The organism is Aeromonas sp. FDAARGOS 1404 (genome assembly GCF_019047085.1).
GTDB classification, from domain to species: domain Bacteria; phylum Pseudomonadota; class Gammaproteobacteria; order Enterobacterales; family Aeromonadaceae; genus Aeromonas; species Aeromonas veronii.
The window spans coordinates 99,655-119,049 of sequence record NZ_CP077237.1; the positions used below are offsets into that span (position 1 = coordinate 99,655).

17 protein-coding genes and 3 pseudogenes are annotated in these 19,395 nt (G+C 49.6%); 8 read left to right on the top strand and 12 right to left on the bottom strand.

Annotated features, from left to right (window positions below; translation table 11 throughout):
• Nucleotides 1-42: 42 nt before the first annotated feature.
• A pseudogene (locus I6L34_RS00420) lies at nucleotides 43-711 on the bottom strand (dicarboxylate/amino acid:cation symporter); the annotation flags it as partial.
• Between the two features lie 56 nt (nucleotides 712-767).
• Here I6L34_RS00420 and I6L34_RS00425 point away from each other — a divergent pair.
• Nucleotides 768-2,270: a recombinase family protein gene (locus tag I6L34_RS00425; RefSeq protein WP_216955345.1), complete on the top strand. Its 1,503-nt coding sequence runs from the start codon at nucleotides 768-770 to the stop codon at nucleotides 2,268-2,270.
• Nucleotides 2,271-2,346: 76 nt separating this feature from the next.
• Here the strand turns inward: I6L34_RS00425 and I6L34_RS00430 are convergent, their stop codons facing one another.
• Complete coding sequence (locus I6L34_RS00430) at nucleotides 2,347-2,976, bottom strand: LexA family transcriptional regulator (RefSeq protein WP_216955346.1); 630 nt, start codon at nucleotides 2,974-2,976, stop codon at nucleotides 2,347-2,349.
• 107 nt (nucleotides 2,977-3,083) lie between these two features.
• Here I6L34_RS00430 and I6L34_RS00435 point away from each other — a divergent pair, with 107 nt between their 5' ends.
• The 3 genes from I6L34_RS00435 to I6L34_RS00445 are packed head-to-tail and all read left to right on the top strand — an operon-like array spanning nucleotide 3,084 to nucleotide 4,526.
• On the top strand, nucleotides 3,084-3,356 hold the full coding sequence (locus I6L34_RS00435; RefSeq protein WP_254202912.1) for a helix-turn-helix domain-containing protein: 273 nt from the start codon (nucleotides 3,084-3,086) through the stop codon (nucleotides 3,354-3,356).
• A gap of 41 nt (nucleotides 3,357-3,397) precedes the next feature.
• Entirely contained in the window at nucleotides 3,398-4,195 is a 798-nt protein-coding gene (locus I6L34_RS00440) for a hypothetical protein (protein ID WP_216955347.1), read from the top strand.
• A gap of 13 nt (nucleotides 4,196-4,208) precedes the next feature.
• Nucleotides 4,209-4,526 carry a hypothetical protein gene (locus I6L34_RS00445; RefSeq protein WP_216955348.1) on the top strand — a complete coding sequence of 106 codons (318 nt, stop codon included), beginning with the start codon at nucleotides 4,209-4,211 and terminating at the stop codon, nucleotides 4,524-4,526.
• 60 nt (nucleotides 4,527-4,586) lie between these two features.
• On the opposite strand, the gene I6L34_RS00450 is transcribed toward I6L34_RS00445, so the two are convergent.
• The 10 genes and pseudogenes from I6L34_RS00450 to I6L34_RS00495 form a co-directional block, all read right to left on the bottom strand.
• Nucleotides 4,587-5,066, bottom strand: coding sequence for a recombinase family protein (locus I6L34_RS00450; protein ID WP_216955349.1), 480 nt, complete (start codon nucleotides 5,064-5,066; stop codon nucleotides 4,587-4,589).
• 5 nt (nucleotides 5,067-5,071) lie between these two features.
• Entirely contained in the window at nucleotides 5,072-5,776 is a 705-nt protein-coding gene (locus I6L34_RS00455; protein ID WP_001067855.1) for an IS6-like element IS26 family transposase, read from the bottom strand.
• 83 nt (nucleotides 5,777-5,859) lie between these two features.
• Nucleotides 5,860-6,744 carry an Mph(E) family macrolide 2'-phosphotransferase gene (locus tag I6L34_RS00460; RefSeq protein WP_000155092.1) on the bottom strand — a complete coding sequence of 295 codons (885 nt, stop codon included), beginning with the start codon at nucleotides 6,742-6,744 and terminating at the stop codon, nucleotides 5,860-5,862.
• Between the two features lie 55 nt (nucleotides 6,745-6,799).
• Nucleotides 6,800-8,275 carry an ABC-F type ribosomal protection protein Msr(E) gene (gene msr(E) / locus I6L34_RS00465; protein WP_000052512.1) on the bottom strand — a complete coding sequence of 492 codons (1,476 nt, stop codon included), beginning with the start codon at nucleotides 8,273-8,275 and terminating at the stop codon, nucleotides 6,800-6,802.
• 82 nt (nucleotides 8,276-8,357) lie between these two features.
• The gene (locus I6L34_RS00470) at nucleotides 8,358-9,062 is read right to left on the bottom strand and encodes an IS6-like element IS26 family transposase (RefSeq protein WP_001067855.1); all 705 of its coding nucleotides are present in this window, start codon (nucleotides 9,060-9,062) and stop codon (nucleotides 8,358-8,360) included.
• 473 nt (nucleotides 9,063-9,535) lie between these two features.
• Complete coding sequence (gene mphR(A), locus I6L34_RS00475) at nucleotides 9,536-10,120, bottom strand: macrolide-binding transcriptional repressor MphR(A) (RefSeq protein ID WP_001137892.1); 585 nt, start codon at nucleotides 10,118-10,120, stop codon at nucleotides 9,536-9,538.
• On the bottom strand, nucleotides 10,120-11,358 hold the full coding sequence (mrx(A), locus tag I6L34_RS00480; protein WP_000004159.1) for a macrolide resistance MFS transporter Mrx(A): 1,239 nt from the start codon (nucleotides 11,356-11,358) through the stop codon (nucleotides 10,120-10,122). Before mrx(A) ends, mphR(A) begins: the two co-directional genes overlap by 1 nt.
• On the bottom strand, nucleotides 11,355-12,260 hold the full coding sequence (locus tag I6L34_RS00485) for an Mph(A) family macrolide 2'-phosphotransferase (RefSeq protein WP_000219391.1): 906 nt from the start codon (nucleotides 12,258-12,260) through the stop codon (nucleotides 11,355-11,357). Before I6L34_RS00485 ends, mrx(A) begins: the two co-directional genes overlap by 4 nt.
• A 121-nt stretch (nucleotides 12,261-12,381) precedes the next feature.
• Nucleotides 12,382-13,086, bottom strand: a complete 705-nt coding sequence (locus I6L34_RS00490) for an IS6-like element IS26 family transposase (protein WP_001067855.1) — start codon at nucleotides 13,084-13,086, stop codon at nucleotides 12,382-12,384.
• Between the two features lie 64 nt (nucleotides 13,087-13,150).
• Nucleotides 13,151-14,401, bottom strand: a pseudogene (locus I6L34_RS00495) (transposase); the annotation flags it as partial.
• A gap of 213 nt (nucleotides 14,402-14,614) precedes the next feature.
• On the opposite strand from I6L34_RS00495, the pseudogene I6L34_RS00500 reads away from it, so the two are divergent.
• The 4 genes and pseudogenes from I6L34_RS00500 to I6L34_RS00515 all read left to right on the top strand — a co-directional run.
• A pseudogene (locus I6L34_RS00500) lies at nucleotides 14,615-14,728 on the top strand (recombinase family protein); the annotation flags it as partial.
• A gap of 91 nt (nucleotides 14,729-14,819) precedes the next feature.
• Nucleotides 14,820-15,524: an IS6-like element IS26 family transposase gene (locus I6L34_RS00505; RefSeq protein WP_001067855.1), complete on the top strand. Its 705-nt coding sequence runs from the start codon at nucleotides 14,820-14,822 to the stop codon at nucleotides 15,522-15,524.
• Between the two features lie 491 nt (nucleotides 15,525-16,015).
• Nucleotides 16,016-16,672: a hypothetical protein gene (locus I6L34_RS00510; protein ID WP_216955350.1), complete on the top strand. Its 657-nt coding sequence runs from the start codon at nucleotides 16,016-16,018 to the stop codon at nucleotides 16,670-16,672.
• Nucleotides 16,673-17,109: 437 nt separating this feature from the next.
• On the top strand, nucleotides 17,110-18,711 hold the full coding sequence (locus I6L34_RS00515; protein ID WP_216955351.1) for a hypothetical protein: 1,602 nt from the start codon (nucleotides 17,110-17,112) through the stop codon (nucleotides 18,709-18,711).
• The last annotated feature ends 684 nt before the right edge of the window (nucleotides 18,712-19,395 follow it).

Here is a 19,395-nt window from a genome sequence, read left to right on the forward strand (position 1 = left end):
TGTCAGATTAGGGCTGTTATATCTCAGCCCAGCTCAAAGCAGTTATGCCTTGTTCCAGCGCTCTGGGTCATATTCCGGGCTGAAGCGGTCAACAATGACAGCACAGGCCGCATCGCCGGTGATATTGAGGGAGGTGCGGATCATGTCGAACAGACGATCCAGCGCGAACAGCAGCGGCAGCCCTTCGATGGGGATCCCGGCCGCCAGCAGTACGGCAACCACCAGGAAGCTTGGGCCCGGCACACCGGCCTGACCGATCGCCCCCAGAGTGGAGGTCACAATGATGGCTGCCCAGGCACCGACGCTCAGATCGATGTTGTAAACCTGCGCGAAGAAGATGGCGACCAGACCGTAATAGATGGCGTTGCCGCTCATGTTGATGGTGGCCCCCAGCGGCAACACGAAGGAGGCGGTCGCGTTGGTCACTTTCAGGTCATGCTCGCAGGTCTCCATATTGACCGGTAGGGTCGCCATGGAAGAGGCGGTGGAGAAGGCCACGATCTGCGGCTTCTTCATGGCAGAGAGGTACTTCATTACCGGCGTGTTGGAGAACATCATCACCAGCAGCGGATAGACCACAAAGCCAAAGATAAGGATGGCAGCCACATAGACCACGAACAGCTTGAGTACCAGGGTCAGCACGTCGAAGCCATAGGTACCGATGGCTTCCGCCATCAGACCGAACACCCCGAGTGGTGCGATGATCATCACGATGTTAGTTATTTTAGGATACAGGTATAATCCCCAGTACTGACAGGCAACTACCCATGACACCTATCAAAATGACCACTGCCAGCAAGCCCAAAGCGATCCTGTACTCCCGTTTCTCTAGCAGCCAACAGGCTGATGGTGATTCAATCAGGCGACAAGAAGAAGCCGCATACAAGTTTTGTGAACGTGAGGGCTTAGAACTGATTGAGAGTCAGTTCAAGGATCTTGGCTTCTCCGGCTGGAAACGGCATGTAAAACGCGAGGGTCTTGAATCCCTTCTGATGGCAGTTGAGAACGGTACGATCCCATCTGGAACGTGGCTACTCGTTGAGGCTACCGACCGCCTATCTCGGCAGGGCTGGGATCATGTTGTCTCTCTGGTAAAGTCCCTCGTTAGTACTGGCTGTACCTTCGTTACTTTAGAGAACAACCAGATTTACACAAACGACAACATTCAGGATTTAATGAGTGCCCTGCCCCTGATGATCAGTGCTGACTTGGCATTCAAGGAATCTCAGAAAAAGTCTGAACGTCTTAGAGCCGTGAAGACCCAAAAAAGAAATCAACGAATAATTCAGGGACGACAGCCATTTTGGATTGATGTTGTGGACGGTAAGCCAATACTGAACAATATGGGCCCCCTAGCCCGCCGTATCGTTGATATGGCCCTTGATGGTATTCGCCCCCTAGCAATAGTTAGACAGTTCAATACAGAGGGAATCAAGAGCCCCAAAGGTAAAAACTGGGAAGTGGCAGTAATCCGCAACATTCTGAAAAACACGATCCTCTATGGTGCAAAGACGTACTTTGAGGCAAGGGATGGTGAATACAAAGATGTTGAAACAGTGGCGGGGCTCTATCCCAAGATTTGTACCCTTGCTGAGTTTGAGCTGATCACAATCAAAAAGAAGAAAGACGATACTTCATACAATACTGTGGGGCCTTTCAGTAATCTCTTAAAGTGCCAATGTGGGAAGCCACTTGTTGCAAAACAAAAACGTGGGGATGATTACTATAAAGTGTGTTCTGGAATGCAAAACAGAACTTGTACATACAAAGGTTACTATAAAAATATTGATTTCTATCTAATCAAACAGTTAGGCACACTATCCATGGAAGAAATCACCCACAAAAGTAATGTTATAGATAACTCACCAAGGATTACTGAACTAGAGCAGTTACTGATTGACTTGGAAGCTATGCGAGTAGTGAACAAAGGAAAAACTCGTATCCTTCAAAGAATCTACGAAGACATTGAAGAGGGTGAATCTGAACTTGAACAACTTCAAGCTCAAAAATCCCTCAGCGAAGGAGATACTAAAGTAACGCTGAGGGATGCATTGTCGTTTAGTGATAACCCAACTAAACAGAACATGATTTTCAGACGGCATATAAGTTCGATTGTTTGTAGAAAAGAAACCAAAAATATAATTGTTGGAGAGGTGCGTTTTAAAAGTGGTGCATCATATGAAGTTTGGGTGCACCATGATTCAAAAATAAAAAACACTAGTGAGTCAATTTCATACAAGTACAATCTAAAATCAAACAGACACATTTAGCAATTTATTTCCGTATTATTCATTAGTAACTTAGTAAAGTTACTCTGTGTTTTTGTCATCAACAGCTCAGCCAATATCAATTTAATATATTTGAAACAGCAATCACTGTTCCTAAAACTTCGAAACCACATAGAGACTCATCCGTAACAATCATTTCGTTATATTGCTTGTTATCACTAAGCAAGCTGTACCCTTCAGAAACTATCTGCACCCTCTTGTACAAGTAGCTTCCTCCCTTACGGAGCACAACGACTTTGCTATCCCTGAGGTCTTTCTGGCCCTGATCTAGAACTAGAACACTCCCTACGCCAAACGTTGGCTCCATCACATCGCTATCTACTTGCATAGCAGCAAGACTGTCTGCTTTATCTTGAAGAGCAGGAAAGGCCTCTAAATCCAAAAAAAGGAACTCTAATTTATCTAAGAAAGGAATTTTTAGTATCCTGCCATTCCCTGCTTCCTGAGCTACCGCCATGGTAGCCCTCTTAAACTCTTCGCCTGTCGCCAGCCACTCCACGGAGACATTCCCAGCTCTAGCGAGCGAAACAAGATTCTCAAGAGTCGGGCTTGAGACGCCCTGTAGGTAGTTATGGACAGTGCTGTAGCCAATCCCAGCCCTCTTAGCAAAGTCACGGCCAGAGCCCGCAGGGACAATTGATTTTAGCCTCTCGCTGAACTGCAAAACGCTCTCTTTCTTATCCGCCATACTACCACCTATCACCACAACAAAGGGAACAAAAGTTCCTTATTTGGGTTTGACACGTTCCATATAGTGATCAATCATATGCTCAATGTAAGTAACGAGTGATCATTATGAGTATTCATAATCCTAAAGAATCGCAGAAAAAGGAGCGGGATGCCAGTACAAAGAACTGGCACAGAGCAGACATACTGGCAGCGATTAAGAAGAAGGGAGGAACACTAGCACAGCTTTCAAGAGATAACGGATTACATGAGAGGACTCTCTATAACGCACTTGAGCGGCACTGGCCTAAAGGTGAGCAGATCATTGCTGACTATATAGGCGTTACTACCCATACCATTTGGCCGGAAAGATATGTATCATCAAACATCAGAAACAAATGAGTCTCATCTAATTTTTTAACCGTAATGGAACTACAGATATCATGAAAAAAAGAATGCAAGCGTTAGTATATAGTCTATGGGGATTAATCACTCTAATCTTTGGGCTAGGTACTTATAAAGAAATATATGAGCCCGGAATGGGTTTCTGGTCAAGCACGCTTACTATTATATCTGCCACATTTATGACATTAGTCGCTTTGTTAGCTTTGTCCTGGGCACTACTTTCCATGGAGCGGATTAGGAATAGACTGTTACCCCCCTCAAAATACAAATATGTAAACAATTACACTGTACCTTGTTTATTAATCCTTTTGGTAAGTATCTCGAATACACTGGGATCTTCTGCAAGTGCAATGCAAGGTAAAGAATTGGGATTTCTATCTGAAGCAGAATTTTCAGATGCCAAGAGGAATAAAATTTTTAATAAAAGTGAATACTCAACATATTTGATAGAGAAAAGAGAAAAAGACAGAGCGAATAAAGAAAAGAGAGAAGCAGACAAAGCTGCTGAAGAGGCCCTGTTAGCTAAAAAACAAAAGGAAGATAAAGCCAAGTGTCTTGAGGATGCATACTGTTATGCAACAAAATATGGTAAGGGGGGCAGTTATTCCTGCTCGAATGCTGTCGAAAAGTCAGCTAAATACCAATTCGAATGGACGGATGGTGTACTTGAACAGAAATTTTCTTCATACGACTGGTATGATAAAGAAAATAAGTTAGTAACCCTCTATGGGAGTAAAGCTAAGGCTCAAAATGCTTTCGGTGCATTTAAGAATGTTATATATTCTTGCACGTTCAATGCTGATACTGGTGAAATAATTAATATTCTGATTCAATAGCAAGGGGATACCGATGAAAGCAACATTCATGCTTTTACTATTTTTCAGCACAACAGCCCTAGCAACATATAGAACATACGATCCTTACAATGATAGGAAGTACATAAATGATGCAATAACAGGAAAATGTAGATCTGAACATCAAAGATATGACGATCTTGATTTTGAGTTAAAGTCTAGCCTAAGTGGCCTGAGTAACTCTGAGGCAGATAACGCCCTTGCCGATCTTAACGTTGCTACACGTAATCGCTGGGAGTGTATAGAAAGGGAATTGAATAAGAGAAACATAACTTTAGATCTAGAGAAATTATATAAAGAAAATGGTCTTTAAAGTATAGGAAAGCATTCAATAAGAAGAAGGATCTAATCCTTCTTCTGCCTTCTCGATAATCTATACCTGTTTTGTACTCATCATTTCCTTTTTGACACGAAACACTGTCGCCCTGCCACAATCGCACAGCTTCGCAATCTCATCCGGCGTGTTCTTTCCAGCCAAGAGCATTTCAGTGATCTTACTGTGTAGTTCCTTATTCTTCTGCTTGCCTTTGTACCGACCTGCCTCTTTAGCAATCGCGATGCCTTCATTACGCCTTGAAGCGATCATACCTCGCTCAAACTCTGCCACAGCACCCATCATGGTCAGGATCAGACGACTTTGCGGGGAGTTGTCAAAGCTCATGCCGTTAGCCAGGAAGCGAACAACGATTCCCCGCTCAACAAGGCCATCAATCAGTTCCAGTAAATCGCGGGTGTTACGTGCAAGGCGGTCAATGGAATGGGCAACAAGGGTATCGCCTTCACGGAGGTGTGAAAGTAGGTTCAGCGGCACTGTTGCAAAGTTAGCGATGAGGCAGCCTTTTGTCTTATTCAAAGGCCTTACATTTCAAAAACTCTGCTTACCAGGCGCATTTCGCCCAGGGGATCACCATAATAAAATGCTGAGGCCTGGCCTTTGCGTAGTGCACGCATCACCTCAATACCTTTGATGGTGGCGTAAGCCGTCTTCATGGATTTAAATCCCAGCGTGGCGCCGATTATCCGTTTCAGTTTGCCATGATCGCATTCAATCACGTTGTTCCGGTACTTAATCTGTCGGTGTTCAACGTCAGACGGGCACCGGCCTTCGCGTTTGAGCAGAGCAAGCGCGCGACCATAGGCGGGCGCTTTATCCGTGTTGATGAATCGCGGGATCTGCCACTTCTTCACGTTGTTGAGGATTTTACCCAGAAACCGGTATGCAGCTTTGCTGTTACGACGGGAGGAGAGATAAAAATCGACAGTGCGGCCCCGGCTGTCGACGGCCCGGTACAGATACGCCCAGCGGCCATTGACCTTCACGTAGGTTTCATCCATGTGCCACGGGCAAAGATCGGAAGGGTTACGCCAGTACCAGCGCAGCCGTTTTTCCATTTCAGGCGCATAACGCTGAACCCAGCGGTAAATCGTGGAGTGATCGACATTCACTCCGCGTTCAGCCAGCATCTCCTGCAGCTCACGGTAACTGATGCCGTATTTGCAGTACCAGCGTACGGCCCACAGAATGATGTCACGCTGAAAATGCCGGCCTTTGAATGGGTTCATGTGCAGCTCCATCAGCAAAAGGGGATGATAAGTTTATCACCACCGACTATTTGCAACAGTGCCTCAGCAATCATATTTTTAAATTATATAACTCCCAACTGAGCTTTTGCTCCAACGATAAGGCTTTCATTTTGAGTTTCTAAGGCAAATAAACCATACATCAAAGGAGAGGCCGCTGCTCTTTCTAAAGTCTGTTCATATAGTTTATTCCAAACTTTACCCCCTAGTTTTTCATACTCGATGATTAGAGTTTTGAGGCTTTCTTCTCCAAACAAAGTTACATGCCCAGCAAAATCAATCGCTGGGTCATCTATATGGGCTGTTGACCAATCAATAACGCCTGAAACAGCTCCATCCTTTGAAGCTAGTACATGCCCAGCATATAAATCGCCATGTATAAATTGGGTGAAATCTGCCCATAGAACATCATTATCCAACCATTTTCTGTAGCGGGTTTCCAATTGCTCACTTATACCAATTTCAGATTTTACTAACTGCAAATTGTTTGCTATTTCAGGTCTTAAATCTGAAGGTTTCATAATTTTCAAATCATTTTCCCGAACTTCTTTTTCAGGAATACTATGGATTTCAAATAAGGTTTTTGCCAAAGATGTTATGTATTTCGGGCTATCTTTGTCCATATTCCAAATTATTTCATAGGTTTCAGCATCCAAATTTAAAACAGGATTATCTTTAAGTATGGGATAAGCCACTAATTCTGTAGATGAAATTCTCCAATCAGGAACCTCTACAGAAAGATGTTTTTTTACCAATTCTAAAATGCGTTTTTCTTTCTTGATTTGTTCCCTCATGCCATCACGACGAGGAATACGCAGCAACCATTGTTGCCCCTTTGTATCAAGAGCAAAAACGACCTTAAAATCAATGCCCATTTCATTGAAATTCATTTTGTCCGTAAGCAACAAGCCGTGTGCTTCAGCAAGTGATTGAATATCTTGAATTGTCATTTTTAATTTCCTTTAAAGAGTTCAATAATTAATGTTCGGATTAGATTGGCTATCATTAACAATCTCTCTCAAAAGTCTTGATGATTTTGTGGTCTTTGATCTCGTAGATAATGTCAGCAATATTATCGACCAATTGCTTGTCATGAGATACGAAGATAATAGTTCCTGCATAGGACTTCATCATTGTTTCTAATGCGGCAATACTTTTTAGGTCAAGATAGTTTCCTGGTTCATCCATAAGCAAAATATTATATTTTCCTAAAAGCATTTTGGATAAAAGCAGTTTGATGATTTCACCTCCCGATAAGTCGGATAAGTTTTTTTGAATATCATTCGCTCCGATCCCCATTGAAGCCAATACTGCACGAATTTCCGCAACTGTGTACTCGCACTCTTCCTGCATAAAGGAGAGCACAGATTTATGCGTGTTAAATTTATATCCTGTTTGTGTAAAGTAGCCAATTTCAGCTTTTGGAGATATGGTTAATCCATCAGCACGTTCTGATATCATTTTTAACAAGGACGTTTTCCCTGTTCCATTCGATCCAGTTATAGCGACTTTAGCGCCAAGCGGTATTATAAAGTTAGCGTCATCAAAGATAGTACGGCTACCAAATTTTAAGCTCAGACCATCTGCCGTAATCGGGAACTTATTGTGCAGTTCTAGGGCTGAACTTTGACGAAAACGAATAGAACGCAAATGCTCTGGTGCTTGAATATCTTCTAATGCAGCCAAACGCTTTTCCATACTCTTAGCTGCCTGATACAGTTTTCTTTGCTTGGTGCCAGTCATTTTTGCATGCCCAAGTCGTCCAGCACTTTCGGTAGAGTTTTTGGATTTTTCTCCTTTTTTCTTATTGTCTAATCGATTAGCTTGCTGGCGTTTTTCTTGCACAGCAGATTCTAATCGCTCCCGTTCCTTCATCATCAGCTCATATTCTACGGCTTGGTGTTGTCGCTCTTCTTCTTTTTGACGCAAGTAATCCGAGTAACCACCCCAATATTCCGTAATTTTACCGTCTTTTAACTCCCATATCTTGTCTACAACCATATCAAGAAAATATCGGTCATGACTGATAACAAGTAATGCTCCATCAAATGCTTTAAGTTGACCAATAAGTAGATCTATTCCATTGAGATCAAGGTGGCTGGTTGGTTCATCCGCTAGAATGCCATGTACTTGTTGGGAAAATGCGGCAGCAATTTTTGCACGAGTTTCCTCTCCGCCACTCATTGTGTCGTTTTGTACATTGGAAACACCAAGGCGAGATAACATTGCCCGGTCTTCGACCGTTTCTATTTCGATTCCGCCCAGTTGGCTGATATGTGCAAAATCACCAAAACGCTGTAATGTCGCTTCGGCTAAAACAATTTCGCCATTAAGTACTTTGAGTAAACTACTCTTTCCTGCTCCGTTATCACCCACAAGACCAATACGGTCATAAGAGTGAATTTCCAATTCATCAATATCCAAAACATCACGCCCAGCATAATCCAAGCGTATGTTTCTCGCTTTAATAATTAAACTCATTTTTATTTACTCCTGTTTAGCTCTTGAAATGGCACTGTTGCAAAGTTAGCGATGAGGCAGCCTTTTGTCTTATTCAAAGGCCTTACATTTCAAAAACTCTGCTTACCAGGCGCATTTCGCCCAGGGGATCACCATAATAAAATGCTGAGGCCTGGCCTTTGCGTAGTGCACGCATCACCTCAATACCTTTGATGGTGGCGTAAGCCGTCTTCATGGATTTAAATCCCAGCGTGGCGCCGATTATCCGTTTCAGTTTGCCATGATCGCATTCAATCACGTTGTTCCGGTACTTAATCTGTCGGTGTTCAACGTCAGACGGGCACCGGCCTTCGCGTTTGAGCAGAGCAAGCGCGCGACCATAGGCGGGCGCTTTATCCGTGTTGATGAATCGCGGGATCTGCCACTTCTTCACGTTGTTGAGGATTTTACCCAGAAACCGGTATGCAGCTTTGCTGTTACGACGGGAGGAGAGATAAAAATCGACAGTGCGGCCCCGGCTGTCGACGGCCCGGTACAGATACGCCCAGCGGCCATTGACCTTCACGTAGGTTTCATCCATGTGCCACGGGCAAAGATCGGAAGGGTTACGCCAGTACCAGCGCAGCCGTTTTTCCATTTCAGGCGCATAACGCTGAACCCAGCGGTAAATCGTGGAGTGATCGACATTCACTCCGCGTTCAGCCAGCATCTCCTGCAGCTCACGGTAACTGATGCCGTATTTGCAGTACCAGCGTACGGCCCACAGAATGATGTCACGCTGAAAATGCCGGCCTTTGAATGGGTTCATGTGCAGCTCCATCAGCAAAAGGGGATGATAAGTTTATCACCACCGACTATTTGCAACAGTGCCGAGTGAAGCCAACCCGCAATCGGGTTATGAATCTGCATCGCGATTCGCAATCAGCTGTCTCTTGAGCATGTCGAACTCCTGCGATGTTATCTCGCCGTGCTCGTGCTGCTACACCAACTTGTCCAACTCATCCGCCACACCGCTCCCCACCACCTGCGATGGCCAGGTTGTTTGCTGGGCGCATTGGCGGAGTATCGTCTCGACCCGGGACACCCACACCGGCACAACCTTACGGGAGTGATTCACTGTCAAAGAATCGGCCCGGTGCTCTGACGCAAGTATCGGGATGGTCACCATTTGTAAGCCGTAGACCTGAGTGGTGATCAAGACTTCGATACCACCGACCGTACCGGTACTAATCGACGACGGTCGTGTTCGTCGCCTGCCGCAGGGACTCTGCACACCTCCGTTTACGCATGTGCCTGGAGGAGTTGGAAATCGTCGTGTTCGGGAAACATTAAACACAGGATGGCAGCGATCTGAGCCAGCACATGATCAGCTAGCTCACCATCCGGATCGACGGCCCACTGCATCGTCGCGCCAGCGATGACCGAGTGCAGGAGCAACTCAGCTGCCGCAGGAGCACCTGGGGGCAGTCGCTTGCGGATCCCCTCCACCACCGCGCGGTTCCGCTGGATCGCAAGCGTGCGTAGCTCCGGCACCTGGAGCTCGTACCAGGAGATGAGATAGTTCACCGAGAAGTCGTTGCGAGTGTTCATGCTCCGAACGAGCACCTGCAAAAATTCCCAGAGCCCTTGCGGCCCTGCGCCTATCGGTATCGCATTCAGGTAATGCCGCACCTGCTCGACGCCGCGCTCCATCATCCTCACCAGCAGCGTATCGCGGTTGGTGAAGCGCTGGATTAACGCTGCGCGGGAGAGCCCCACCTCCTTTGCTACTCCGCTGAGCGTGAACTCTATGGGACCGCAACGCTTCAGCACTACGGTGGCGGCCTCGAGTACCTCGTCATCGGACTTGAGCTTGGGGCGGGGCATCAGTGTTCACCTTCTGTATGGGTTGGGGCGGAGGCTGTGGCTGCCGCCGCCATTGTAGCAAATTGAAGACGGAGCGAGAGTAGAGCCACGAGCCCCGCAAACACGGCCGATACAACGAGGCCAGGGAGCGGACCAGCAAGGTCGACAAACGCGCCGGCCGCAAGCATAACCATGGGCGAGGCTGACAGCATCACCGCCGAGACCGTGCCGAGTACCCGGCCGAGAAGTTCTGGCGGCGTGCGGTTGTAGATGGCAGCGTTGAGAATGGGAGAGACTGAGCCGGTCAGCAGTCCCACGAGCGCGCCCAACAACATCAGCACCGGCACGCCTGGCAACTGTGAAAGCAGAAGCGAGCCCACCGCAGAGCCACAAAATGCCACCGCCAGCCAGTTCTGCGCTGATATCCGGGCGCCGACCGACGCATGAATGGCAATGCCAAGGAGACCACCAGCCCCCATCATTGAGGAGAACAGCCCGAGCTCTGCTACTTGGCGTCCTGCATCTACAAACAGCGCAGGCATGATGACGCTGCCGTTGGCGCCAACGATGCCCACGAAGATCATCACTATACCAAAGAGAGGGCGCAGCAGGGGTTCGCTCCAGAGAAAAGCGACGCCGGCGCGCATGGAGAGAGTCGCCGTCGTGGTCATCGTCCGAGCGGCACGCGCGGGAAGCACCCACGCGCCGAGCAGACCTGCAAGGACGGAGCAGAACGCCGTCAGCCCGAGCGTTGGCGCAGCGCCAAGCAGGCCGATTGCGGCCCCCCCAAGGGCCGGGCCACCTAGAATCGCGACGTTCCCGATCACCGCTTTCAGTGACGAGACGCGCTCAACGGAGAGCCCGGCGACGTGGCCGAGTTTGGGCAGCTCACTGTCCTGCGCGGCCATACCGGGTGCGTCGAACGCGGCACCGAGCACCACGCAAGCGATCAGCCCAGTGTTCGAGAGGGCGCCAACGGCATCGAGCAGTGGGATGCTCGCCATGGCCACGCCGCCCACCACACCCGAGATCAATGCGACGGGCGCGCGCCCGAACCGATCGACGAGGCCACCACCAACCCACGCGCCGATGATGGTCGCGATGACGCTGCTAGCGGCCGTGGCGCCCGCCCAGGCCGCGCTCTTTGTATGAGACAGGACGAACCATGGAAGCGCGAGGGCCGCCACCGCGTTGCCGATCCGGAAGAGAAAGGTCGCCGCGAACAGCGTCGCGAGCGGGCTATATCGACGTTCGCTCATTCCGCTGCGGCGAGCTGCGCCTTCGCCGCAGCGAGGTACTCTTCGTTACCCGAGTCGAGGGCGAAGAGTGCGTAGGTGACCGCCCCGAACGCAAGGCGCTCCGCGATGTGGTGGGCGAGCCGCGGCCACACCCGGCCACCGGCCGCTTCATACGTGAGGAGGAGCTTCGCGAGCCCCTCTTCACCAAAGACCATAAGGTGCGCGGCCATGTCGATGGCAGGGTCATCAACGCGGGCCTCGCTCCAGTCGATCATCCCGCTGACGCGCTCCGTGTTGTCGATGAGCACATGGCCCACGTAGAGATCGCCATGCACCACCACGGAGAAATCTGGCCACGACGAATCGTCGTCGAGCCAGCGCTGCCACCGGTGGAGGCGCTTGTCGTTCACCACGAACTCGCGTCGGACGCGGTCAACGTCGTCGGCCACCTTCTGACGGGCCTGCGTCGGTGTACGGATGAGCATCCCCGCATCCACGGCGGCGGAAATGGGGACGGCATGCAGGGCGGCGAGCGCGGTCGCGAAGCTCTCCGCGAAGACCTCCGAGTCCTGCGGCACGACCCAGTCGGGCGTGGACGAACCAGGCTGGATGACCATCGCAGTCGAGTCTTCGAGCATGGGATAGGCAACGAGCTCGGCGTTGGCCACGCGCCAGTCCGGCACCGCGAACGGCAGGCGATTCTTGAGCATTGCCAGCACCCGCGCCTCTGGTTCGACCTTCGCGCTTACCTCGGCTCGGCGCGGGATGCGCAGCACCCACCGACGTCCATCGTCGACGGTGGCGATCACGATCCTATAGTCGAGCCCAAGCTCATTGACAGTCAGCGGGCCATGGAGCTTGAGCCCATGTCGGGCTGCAAGTGCGTACAGTTGGGAGGTATCGGCGGTCGTGACTACGGTCATGATTCACTCCTGAGGGCTTGACGGGTTTAGCCACCTAAATGTAACAGTCACGTCGGTTATATTCAATCCGGCACTGTTGCAAAGTTAGCGATGAGGCAGCCTTTTGTCTTATTCAAAGGCCTTACATTTCAAAAACTCTGCTTACCAGGCGCATTTCGCCCAGGGGATCACCATAATAAAATGCTGAGGCCTGGCCTTTGCGTAGTGCACGCATCACCTCAATACCTTTGATGGTGGCGTAAGCCGTCTTCATGGATTTAAATCCCAGCGTGGCGCCGATTATCCGTTTCAGTTTGCCATGATCGCATTCAATCACGTTGTTCCGGTACTTAATCTGTCGGTGTTCAACGTCAGACGGGCACCGGCCTTCGCGTTTGAGCAGAGCAAGCGCGCGACCATAGGCGGGCGCTTTATCCGTGTTGATGAATCGCGGGATCTGCCACTTCTTCACGTTGTTGAGGATTTTACCCAGAAACCGGTATGCAGCTTTGCTGTTACGACGGGAGGAGAGATAAAAATCGACAGTGCGGCCCCGGCTGTCGACGGCCCGGTACAGATACGCCCAGCGGCCATTGACCTTCACGTAGGTTTCATCCATGTGCCACGGGCAAAGATCGGAAGGGTTACGCCAGTACCAGCGCAGCCGTTTTTCCATTTCAGGCGCATAACGCTGAACCCAGCGGTAAATCGTGGAGTGATCGACATTCACTCCGCGTTCAGCCAGCATCTCCTGCAGCTCACGGTAACTGATGCCGTATTTGCAGTACCAGCGTACGGCCCACAGAATGATGTCACGCTGAAAATGCCGGCCTTTGAATGGGTTCATGTGCAGCTCCATCAGCAAAAGGGGATGATAAGTTTATCACCACCGACTATTTGCAACAGTGCCCATCGGCGTAGTAGTGGATGTGGTCGATGACAAAGCCGGTGCGGGTCAGCGTGCGCCGGAGGATCGGCAGAAAATCGACCAGGAACGAAGTAGCGCGTGTGACGACGGCCGGTACGCCGACACGCGCCACGGCCTCGGCCCAGCGCGCGGCCGGCGGTTGGAGCAGGCCGTTGTGCACCGAACCGTGGTAGGTGCCGACCGCCAATGTGAGCCAGCGCTCTAGCTCGCGCAGCGTCAGGGCGGCCTTGTTTTCGGAATCGTAGTCGCCGCGCTGGTCAGGGTTGGAGAAGGTCGTTCCCGGCAGTTCGTCGTGAATCATCTGCATCGCCGTGCCGATGATCCGTTCCACGATGCCGCCATAGTGCGGCTGTCCCAGCGGGCGATAGTCCAGCCGGATGCCATGCTGCTCGCAACCCCGGCGCAGGGCCTCGCTCTTGAACTCGGCCGCGTTGTCTAGGTAGAGCAGCAAGGGCTTGCCGCTCATCTGCCAATCCATTTCCACGTTCAGTCCTTCCAGCCAAGGGCGCTTGTCGCAGGCGACATGCACGAGGCACAGGCCAACCGAAACGGCAGACGGCGCTTCCAGCGTGACGACCATGCCGAGCACGCAGCGGGTGAACACGTCGATGGCGAGGGTCAGGTACGGGCGGCCAATAGGTTGCCGGTCGCGGTCATCGACCACGATCAGGTCGATGACCGTATGGTCTATCTGCACCTGCTCCAGCGGCGCGGTCACGGCAGGAGGCTCGCCGCCCACACCTTGTAGGTCACGAGCGGCATCCTGGCCTTCCCGCCGGCGGATGACCTTGCGCGGGTCAAGGCTAGCGATCCGTAAGGCCACGGTATTGCGCGCCGGCACTCGCAGTTTTTGAGCCTTGCACACCTGAGTGACTTCGCGGTGAAAGGCCGCTAGGCTGCGCTTCTGCTTGGTCAGGAACCGCTTTTGCAGTAGCTCGTGGATGACGCGCTCGACCGGTTCCGGCAAGCGCCCCTTACCTTTACCTCCACCGGACTGGCCGGGCACCAGATCCGTCACGAGGCCGCTGCCTTGCCGGGCACGCCGGATCAGAACGTATACCTGGCGCCGAGACAAGCCCAGCGCCTGAGCCGCCATATCGGCCGCTTCGTGCCCGACCGTCTCCGACTGCGCCAACGGACTGATGATCTCCGCACGACGGCGCGCACGCTCCCAAGCCTCATCAGGCAGAGTGGCCACGCCTTGTTCTGGAATCCGTGGGGTGTCCGTCGCCATGCTCACCTCGCTTTGGTGCACACGAGTATTGAGCATAGTCGAGATTGGTGCAGATCACTTCTGATATTGAACTGTCAGGAGCTGGCTGCACAACAGCCATTACGCCCAATCAACTGGTGCAGTCGTCTTCTGAAAATGACATGAAACTGCCTATATGATACAGTATCATTTGTTTAATATAAAAGATACTCAATGGCAGACAGGGGTAAGAAAATGATTTTTGGGTATGCGAGAGTTTCGACTAAAGATCAGAGCCTTGAACGCCAGTTAGCTGTACTGGAGCCTGTCTGCGACAAGATCATTTCTGAAAAAGAATCAGGGAAGACCACCAGCGAAAGGCCAGAACTGCTGAACCGGCACTGTTGCAAATAGTCGGTGGTGATAAACTTATCATCCCCTTTTGCTGATGGAGCTGCACATGAACCCATTCAAAGGCCGGCATTTTCAGCGTGACATCATTCTGTGGGCCGTACGCTGGTACTGCAAATACGGCATCAGTTACCGTGAGCTGCAGGAGATGCTGGCTGAACGCGGAGTGAATGTCGATCACTCCACGATTTACCGCTGGGTTCAGCGTTATGCGCCTGAAATGGAAAAACGGCTGCGCTGGTACTGGCGTAACCCTTCCGATCTTTGCCCGTGGCACATGGATGAAACCTACGTGAAGGTCAATGGCCGCTGGGCGTATCTGTACCGGGCCGTCGACAGCCGGGGCCGCACTGTCGATTTTTATCTCTCCTCCCGTCGTAACAGCAAAGCTGCATACCGGTTTCTGGGTAAAATCCTCAACAACGTGAAGAAGTGGCAGATCCCGCGATTCATCAACACGGATAAAGCGCCCGCCTATGGTCGCGCGCTTGCTCTGCTCAAACGCGAAGGCCGGTGCCCGTCTGACGTTGAACACCGACAGATTAAGTACCGGAACAACGTGATTGAATGCGATCATGGCAAACTGAAACGGATAATCGGCGCCACGCTGGGATTTAAATCCATGAAGACGGCTTACGCCACCATCAAAGGTATTGAGGTGATGCGTGCACTACGCAAAGGCCAGGCCTCAGCATTTTATTATGGTGATCCCCTGGGCGAAATGCGCCTGGTAAGCAGAGTTTTTGAAATGTAAGGCCTTTGAATAAGACAAAAGGCTGCCTCATCGCTAACTTTGCAACAGTGCCGCGCAAGTCAATCCTGGCGGATTCACTACCCCTGCGCGAAGGCCATCGGTGCCGCATCGAACGGCCGGTTGCGGAAAGTCCTCCCTGCGTCCGCTGATGGCCGGCAGCAGCCCGTCGTTGCCTGATGGATCCAACCCCTCCGCTGCTATAGTGCAGTCGGCTTCTGACGTTCAGTGCAGCCGTCTTCTGAAAACGACATTTCAACACCCAAATGATACTAAACGAGACTCGGCAGATCGGTATCACTAGGGAGTACTCAAAAGAGATTTTCCTCTAGTGTCTTTTTCAACCGGGATCCCACTCTATCAAATCAGTAATTGCCGTTTACTCAGAATGGTTGAGTTTGATGGGTTATCACGAAACGCTTTTCTGCTGTTGAGAGTTGGGATAGCCTTAAATTTGTAAATTCCCTGTTAAAAACTGCTTTAGGTAGGCCCATATGCTTTTTAATCAGTTGCTTGCACGTTCTGCGGTATTGGAGGAGCGACTAGCTGACTTCTTCTCGTTACCGCTGGTAAATGATTCCAGTCGTCTACAGGCTGCTAGGGCACTTGCTAGCCTTAACTTTGAACATGCTCAAAGCTTGAAGTATCTAGTGGCAGCAGGCCTACATACATCAGCCGCAGCCCTACTTCGCGTGCAGTATGAGTCGCTGGTTCGTTCTCTTTGGGTGCTTTATGTTGCAACAGACAGCCAAGCTGAATTGATGCTCGCTGAGCTCACGCAGGATACTGCTAAGCAAGCCAACAAAATTCCGATGCTCAGCCAAATGCTAGAAGCAATTGAAGAGAAGGCACCACATGCACCAGTGGCTCATCTCAAGGAGTTCAAACATTACTCGTGGCGGCCTCTGAGCTCTTTTGTGCACGGTGGCATCCATGCAGTGAATCGTCATGGCAGAGGCTTCCCGCCTGAGCTGGTTCTGATGCAAATCCGACACTCGAATGGGCTGCTGGGGATTGCAGGTAATCTGCTTTTGATCCTGGCTGGCGTACCAGCAGAGGCCGGTAAAATGGCTGGCATATATACTGAGTTTCAAGACTGCTTTCCCCCGGCCGATTCACCTTACCCGCGAACCACTGAGCCATCTTACTAATTCACATCGGAGGCTCGTTGGTAATCACAAAAAGATAAAATATATCTTTACATTTTCCAGTTGTGCCACATCAAATATTATTCCAGTGGCTCAGATGATTTTTAACCAATGCAGATAAAAACAGGCTGATTTCTGTGCTAAGTATGAGATTCCTTGGACTTTTCAATTCAACAGCCGTGGGGCTGGGGTCTGATACTTTTGAGGAGTGAAGGCCAGTCAGCCTAGGTCAACACAACAAGCAGGGCTCAGAGGGAATTCATCCTATTCCCTGCCCTGCAAAGACCTACTCTTCCTTCTATCAAGACCATCGCATTAACGCGACTATCTGTGATTTTTGAAATCCTCCCCCCTGCATGTGTTACAAATTAATGGCACCCATGCTACGCCATATCAAACCCTAGAGCCTCCAGCCCTACAGTTTCTCTGTATGCGTATGCATGAGTGAAAAATCACCAGTAAACAATGATTTACTGGGATGTATAAAAAGGTATCTCATGAAAATAAAAACAATAAAACACTCCATTCCAATAAATTTCGATCTACTGTTCCCACACCTTCATAAGCTTAAGTTTGCGGCTTATGGCTGTGGAGCTGGCAAAACAACAGCCCTGATCAAAGAGATAAACAGCTCAAAACCCGATCAGTTCTTCATTCTCGTTTTCGGCACTAACAAGATGCAGGAGTATGTGGCATCAAAGATCGATGGTTCTCTTGCCTTCGTCAGCAACAAGGACTCGCTGAACTACTGCCATGACATTCTACAAGCAGTCCTGGACTACCTACGAGCTCCCCAGATCAGCCACAAAGCACTGATAATAAGCGATAAAATCTTCTTTAAACTAGATCCTAAGTTACTGAAAAAATTCAAAATATATCTGGATGACATTGTAACTTTCAGCTCTCATATCACTCTCAACGACGCCACACCAGCAGCAAAGCGACTAGTCCAAGATGAGTTGTTGAAGCTGACCCCCTATGAAATGTCCACCAGTAAGAAGGCTAAAAAGGGACAATCCAGCGAGCAGTACCGCATAGGAACAAAGCGTGATTTTTCGGGGGACATAACCACTACAGTGGGAAAAACTCTCGACATTATTCAGGATAATGACCAGTTCTTCATGGATTCGAGCTGGTTTTCTGACAGTTCAAAGTCCCAATTGAACATCACTGCTTGGCGAGATTTGCAGAAGTATATAGACGCAGGGCTAGACATGACTTTCATTGGAGCGAACTTCACTAACTCCATGATATATAAGGCACATAAGCATTTATTCAGGCCAATTACACTGCCCAATATACATGAACGAGCTGTCCCTTTGGATGATCGCCTAGAAATCTTCTACTTTCTGGAGCACACACGAGCATCAACGACTTGGAAGAATGATAACAATGAGTGCTTAACCAAGATTTATGACTACTTACGCACAAATTTAGGTGCTGATTACTACTACACCCACAACAACTCTGACGACAAACGTAAGAACGCTCGCGGGGAGGCATATGAGCTGCCAGGACACAAAATCAGTGTAGAAGCCCGTGGCTTGAACGATTTCAGGGCGTACGAGACTTGTGTTTGGTTAGCCACGCTCAAACCAAGCCCCAGCGAGGCTGCACACATTGAACATTTATTCGGCATTATCTATGGCGAGTTCATTAGCTCTAGGGAACATGAAGCTATGCACCAATTCGTACTGAGGGGGTGCTCTCGGGATTACAGTTCAACCCAAACCCAACGAGTCTATGTTCTCGACCGCGATCAAGCAGAAGCTCTGGGGACAAACATCAAGCACATTGACCTACAGCTCCCGTCAGATAACCCAGACAAGAAACCTGTCGGTGCACCCGTGAAGCAGTTCAAGCTGGCCGCCGCCGCTTCTGAACGCTGTAGAAGGAAGCTCCAAAAGAACCCAAGTTTGGAGGAGTTCAGGAAGTGGATGTTCAAGAGAGCCAATGCTAGCTGTACTGACTGGGAACGGGAGATCTTCATGGAGAGGTACGAGAAGCACCAGTCTACAGCCGTACTGAGGAAGGCTACGTAGTGGATACGAGGAAAGAGTGGGATTTAATACCTTATATATTATAGGGACTTATTCCCACCTTTTCAGTTCTGATTAATCAAAGGGCGATGAAGAACGCCGCTACCGCTTGCGGTAAGGAGTTCTTCTCATGTAGTCATGAGTAACGAGTGCAGCGAGTTCGCTTGACTACTGCCGACTTTCTGTGCAGTAACATAACCAACACAAAACTTACAACTAATACATACTTGTGCCAGTAGTCACTCGCAGGCTCATGACTACGTGGGGAAAAGAGCCTTACTGCAAGCAGTGACGGCCTTTTCATTTCTATTACTTAAATAAAATCGATTTCTTTTTGTACAAATATAAGTGCTACTGAACACGACGAATGGGCGATCCAGCCCATCGGAGGCCCTAAACCTCATATAGCGATTTATCTTAGGAAGGCACAATGAAAAGATATGATACTCTATCAAGAAAGTAGATCTCAGAGTATACGAAAGACCATATGATCCAAAAGGGTTCAACAAGAGGTTTGCAAACAAGTATGAACCCATCCATATTCCCAACCAAAGTCCACTTTCGCCAGTTCAGGGGAATGCTATCCCTCTTTTCGTTTGTTCATGACATGTACTTAATCAATGGCACGTAGAAACAGAGAAAACCTACTAGGTTCAACCAGAACAAAGTCATTCTCTTGTAGTACCA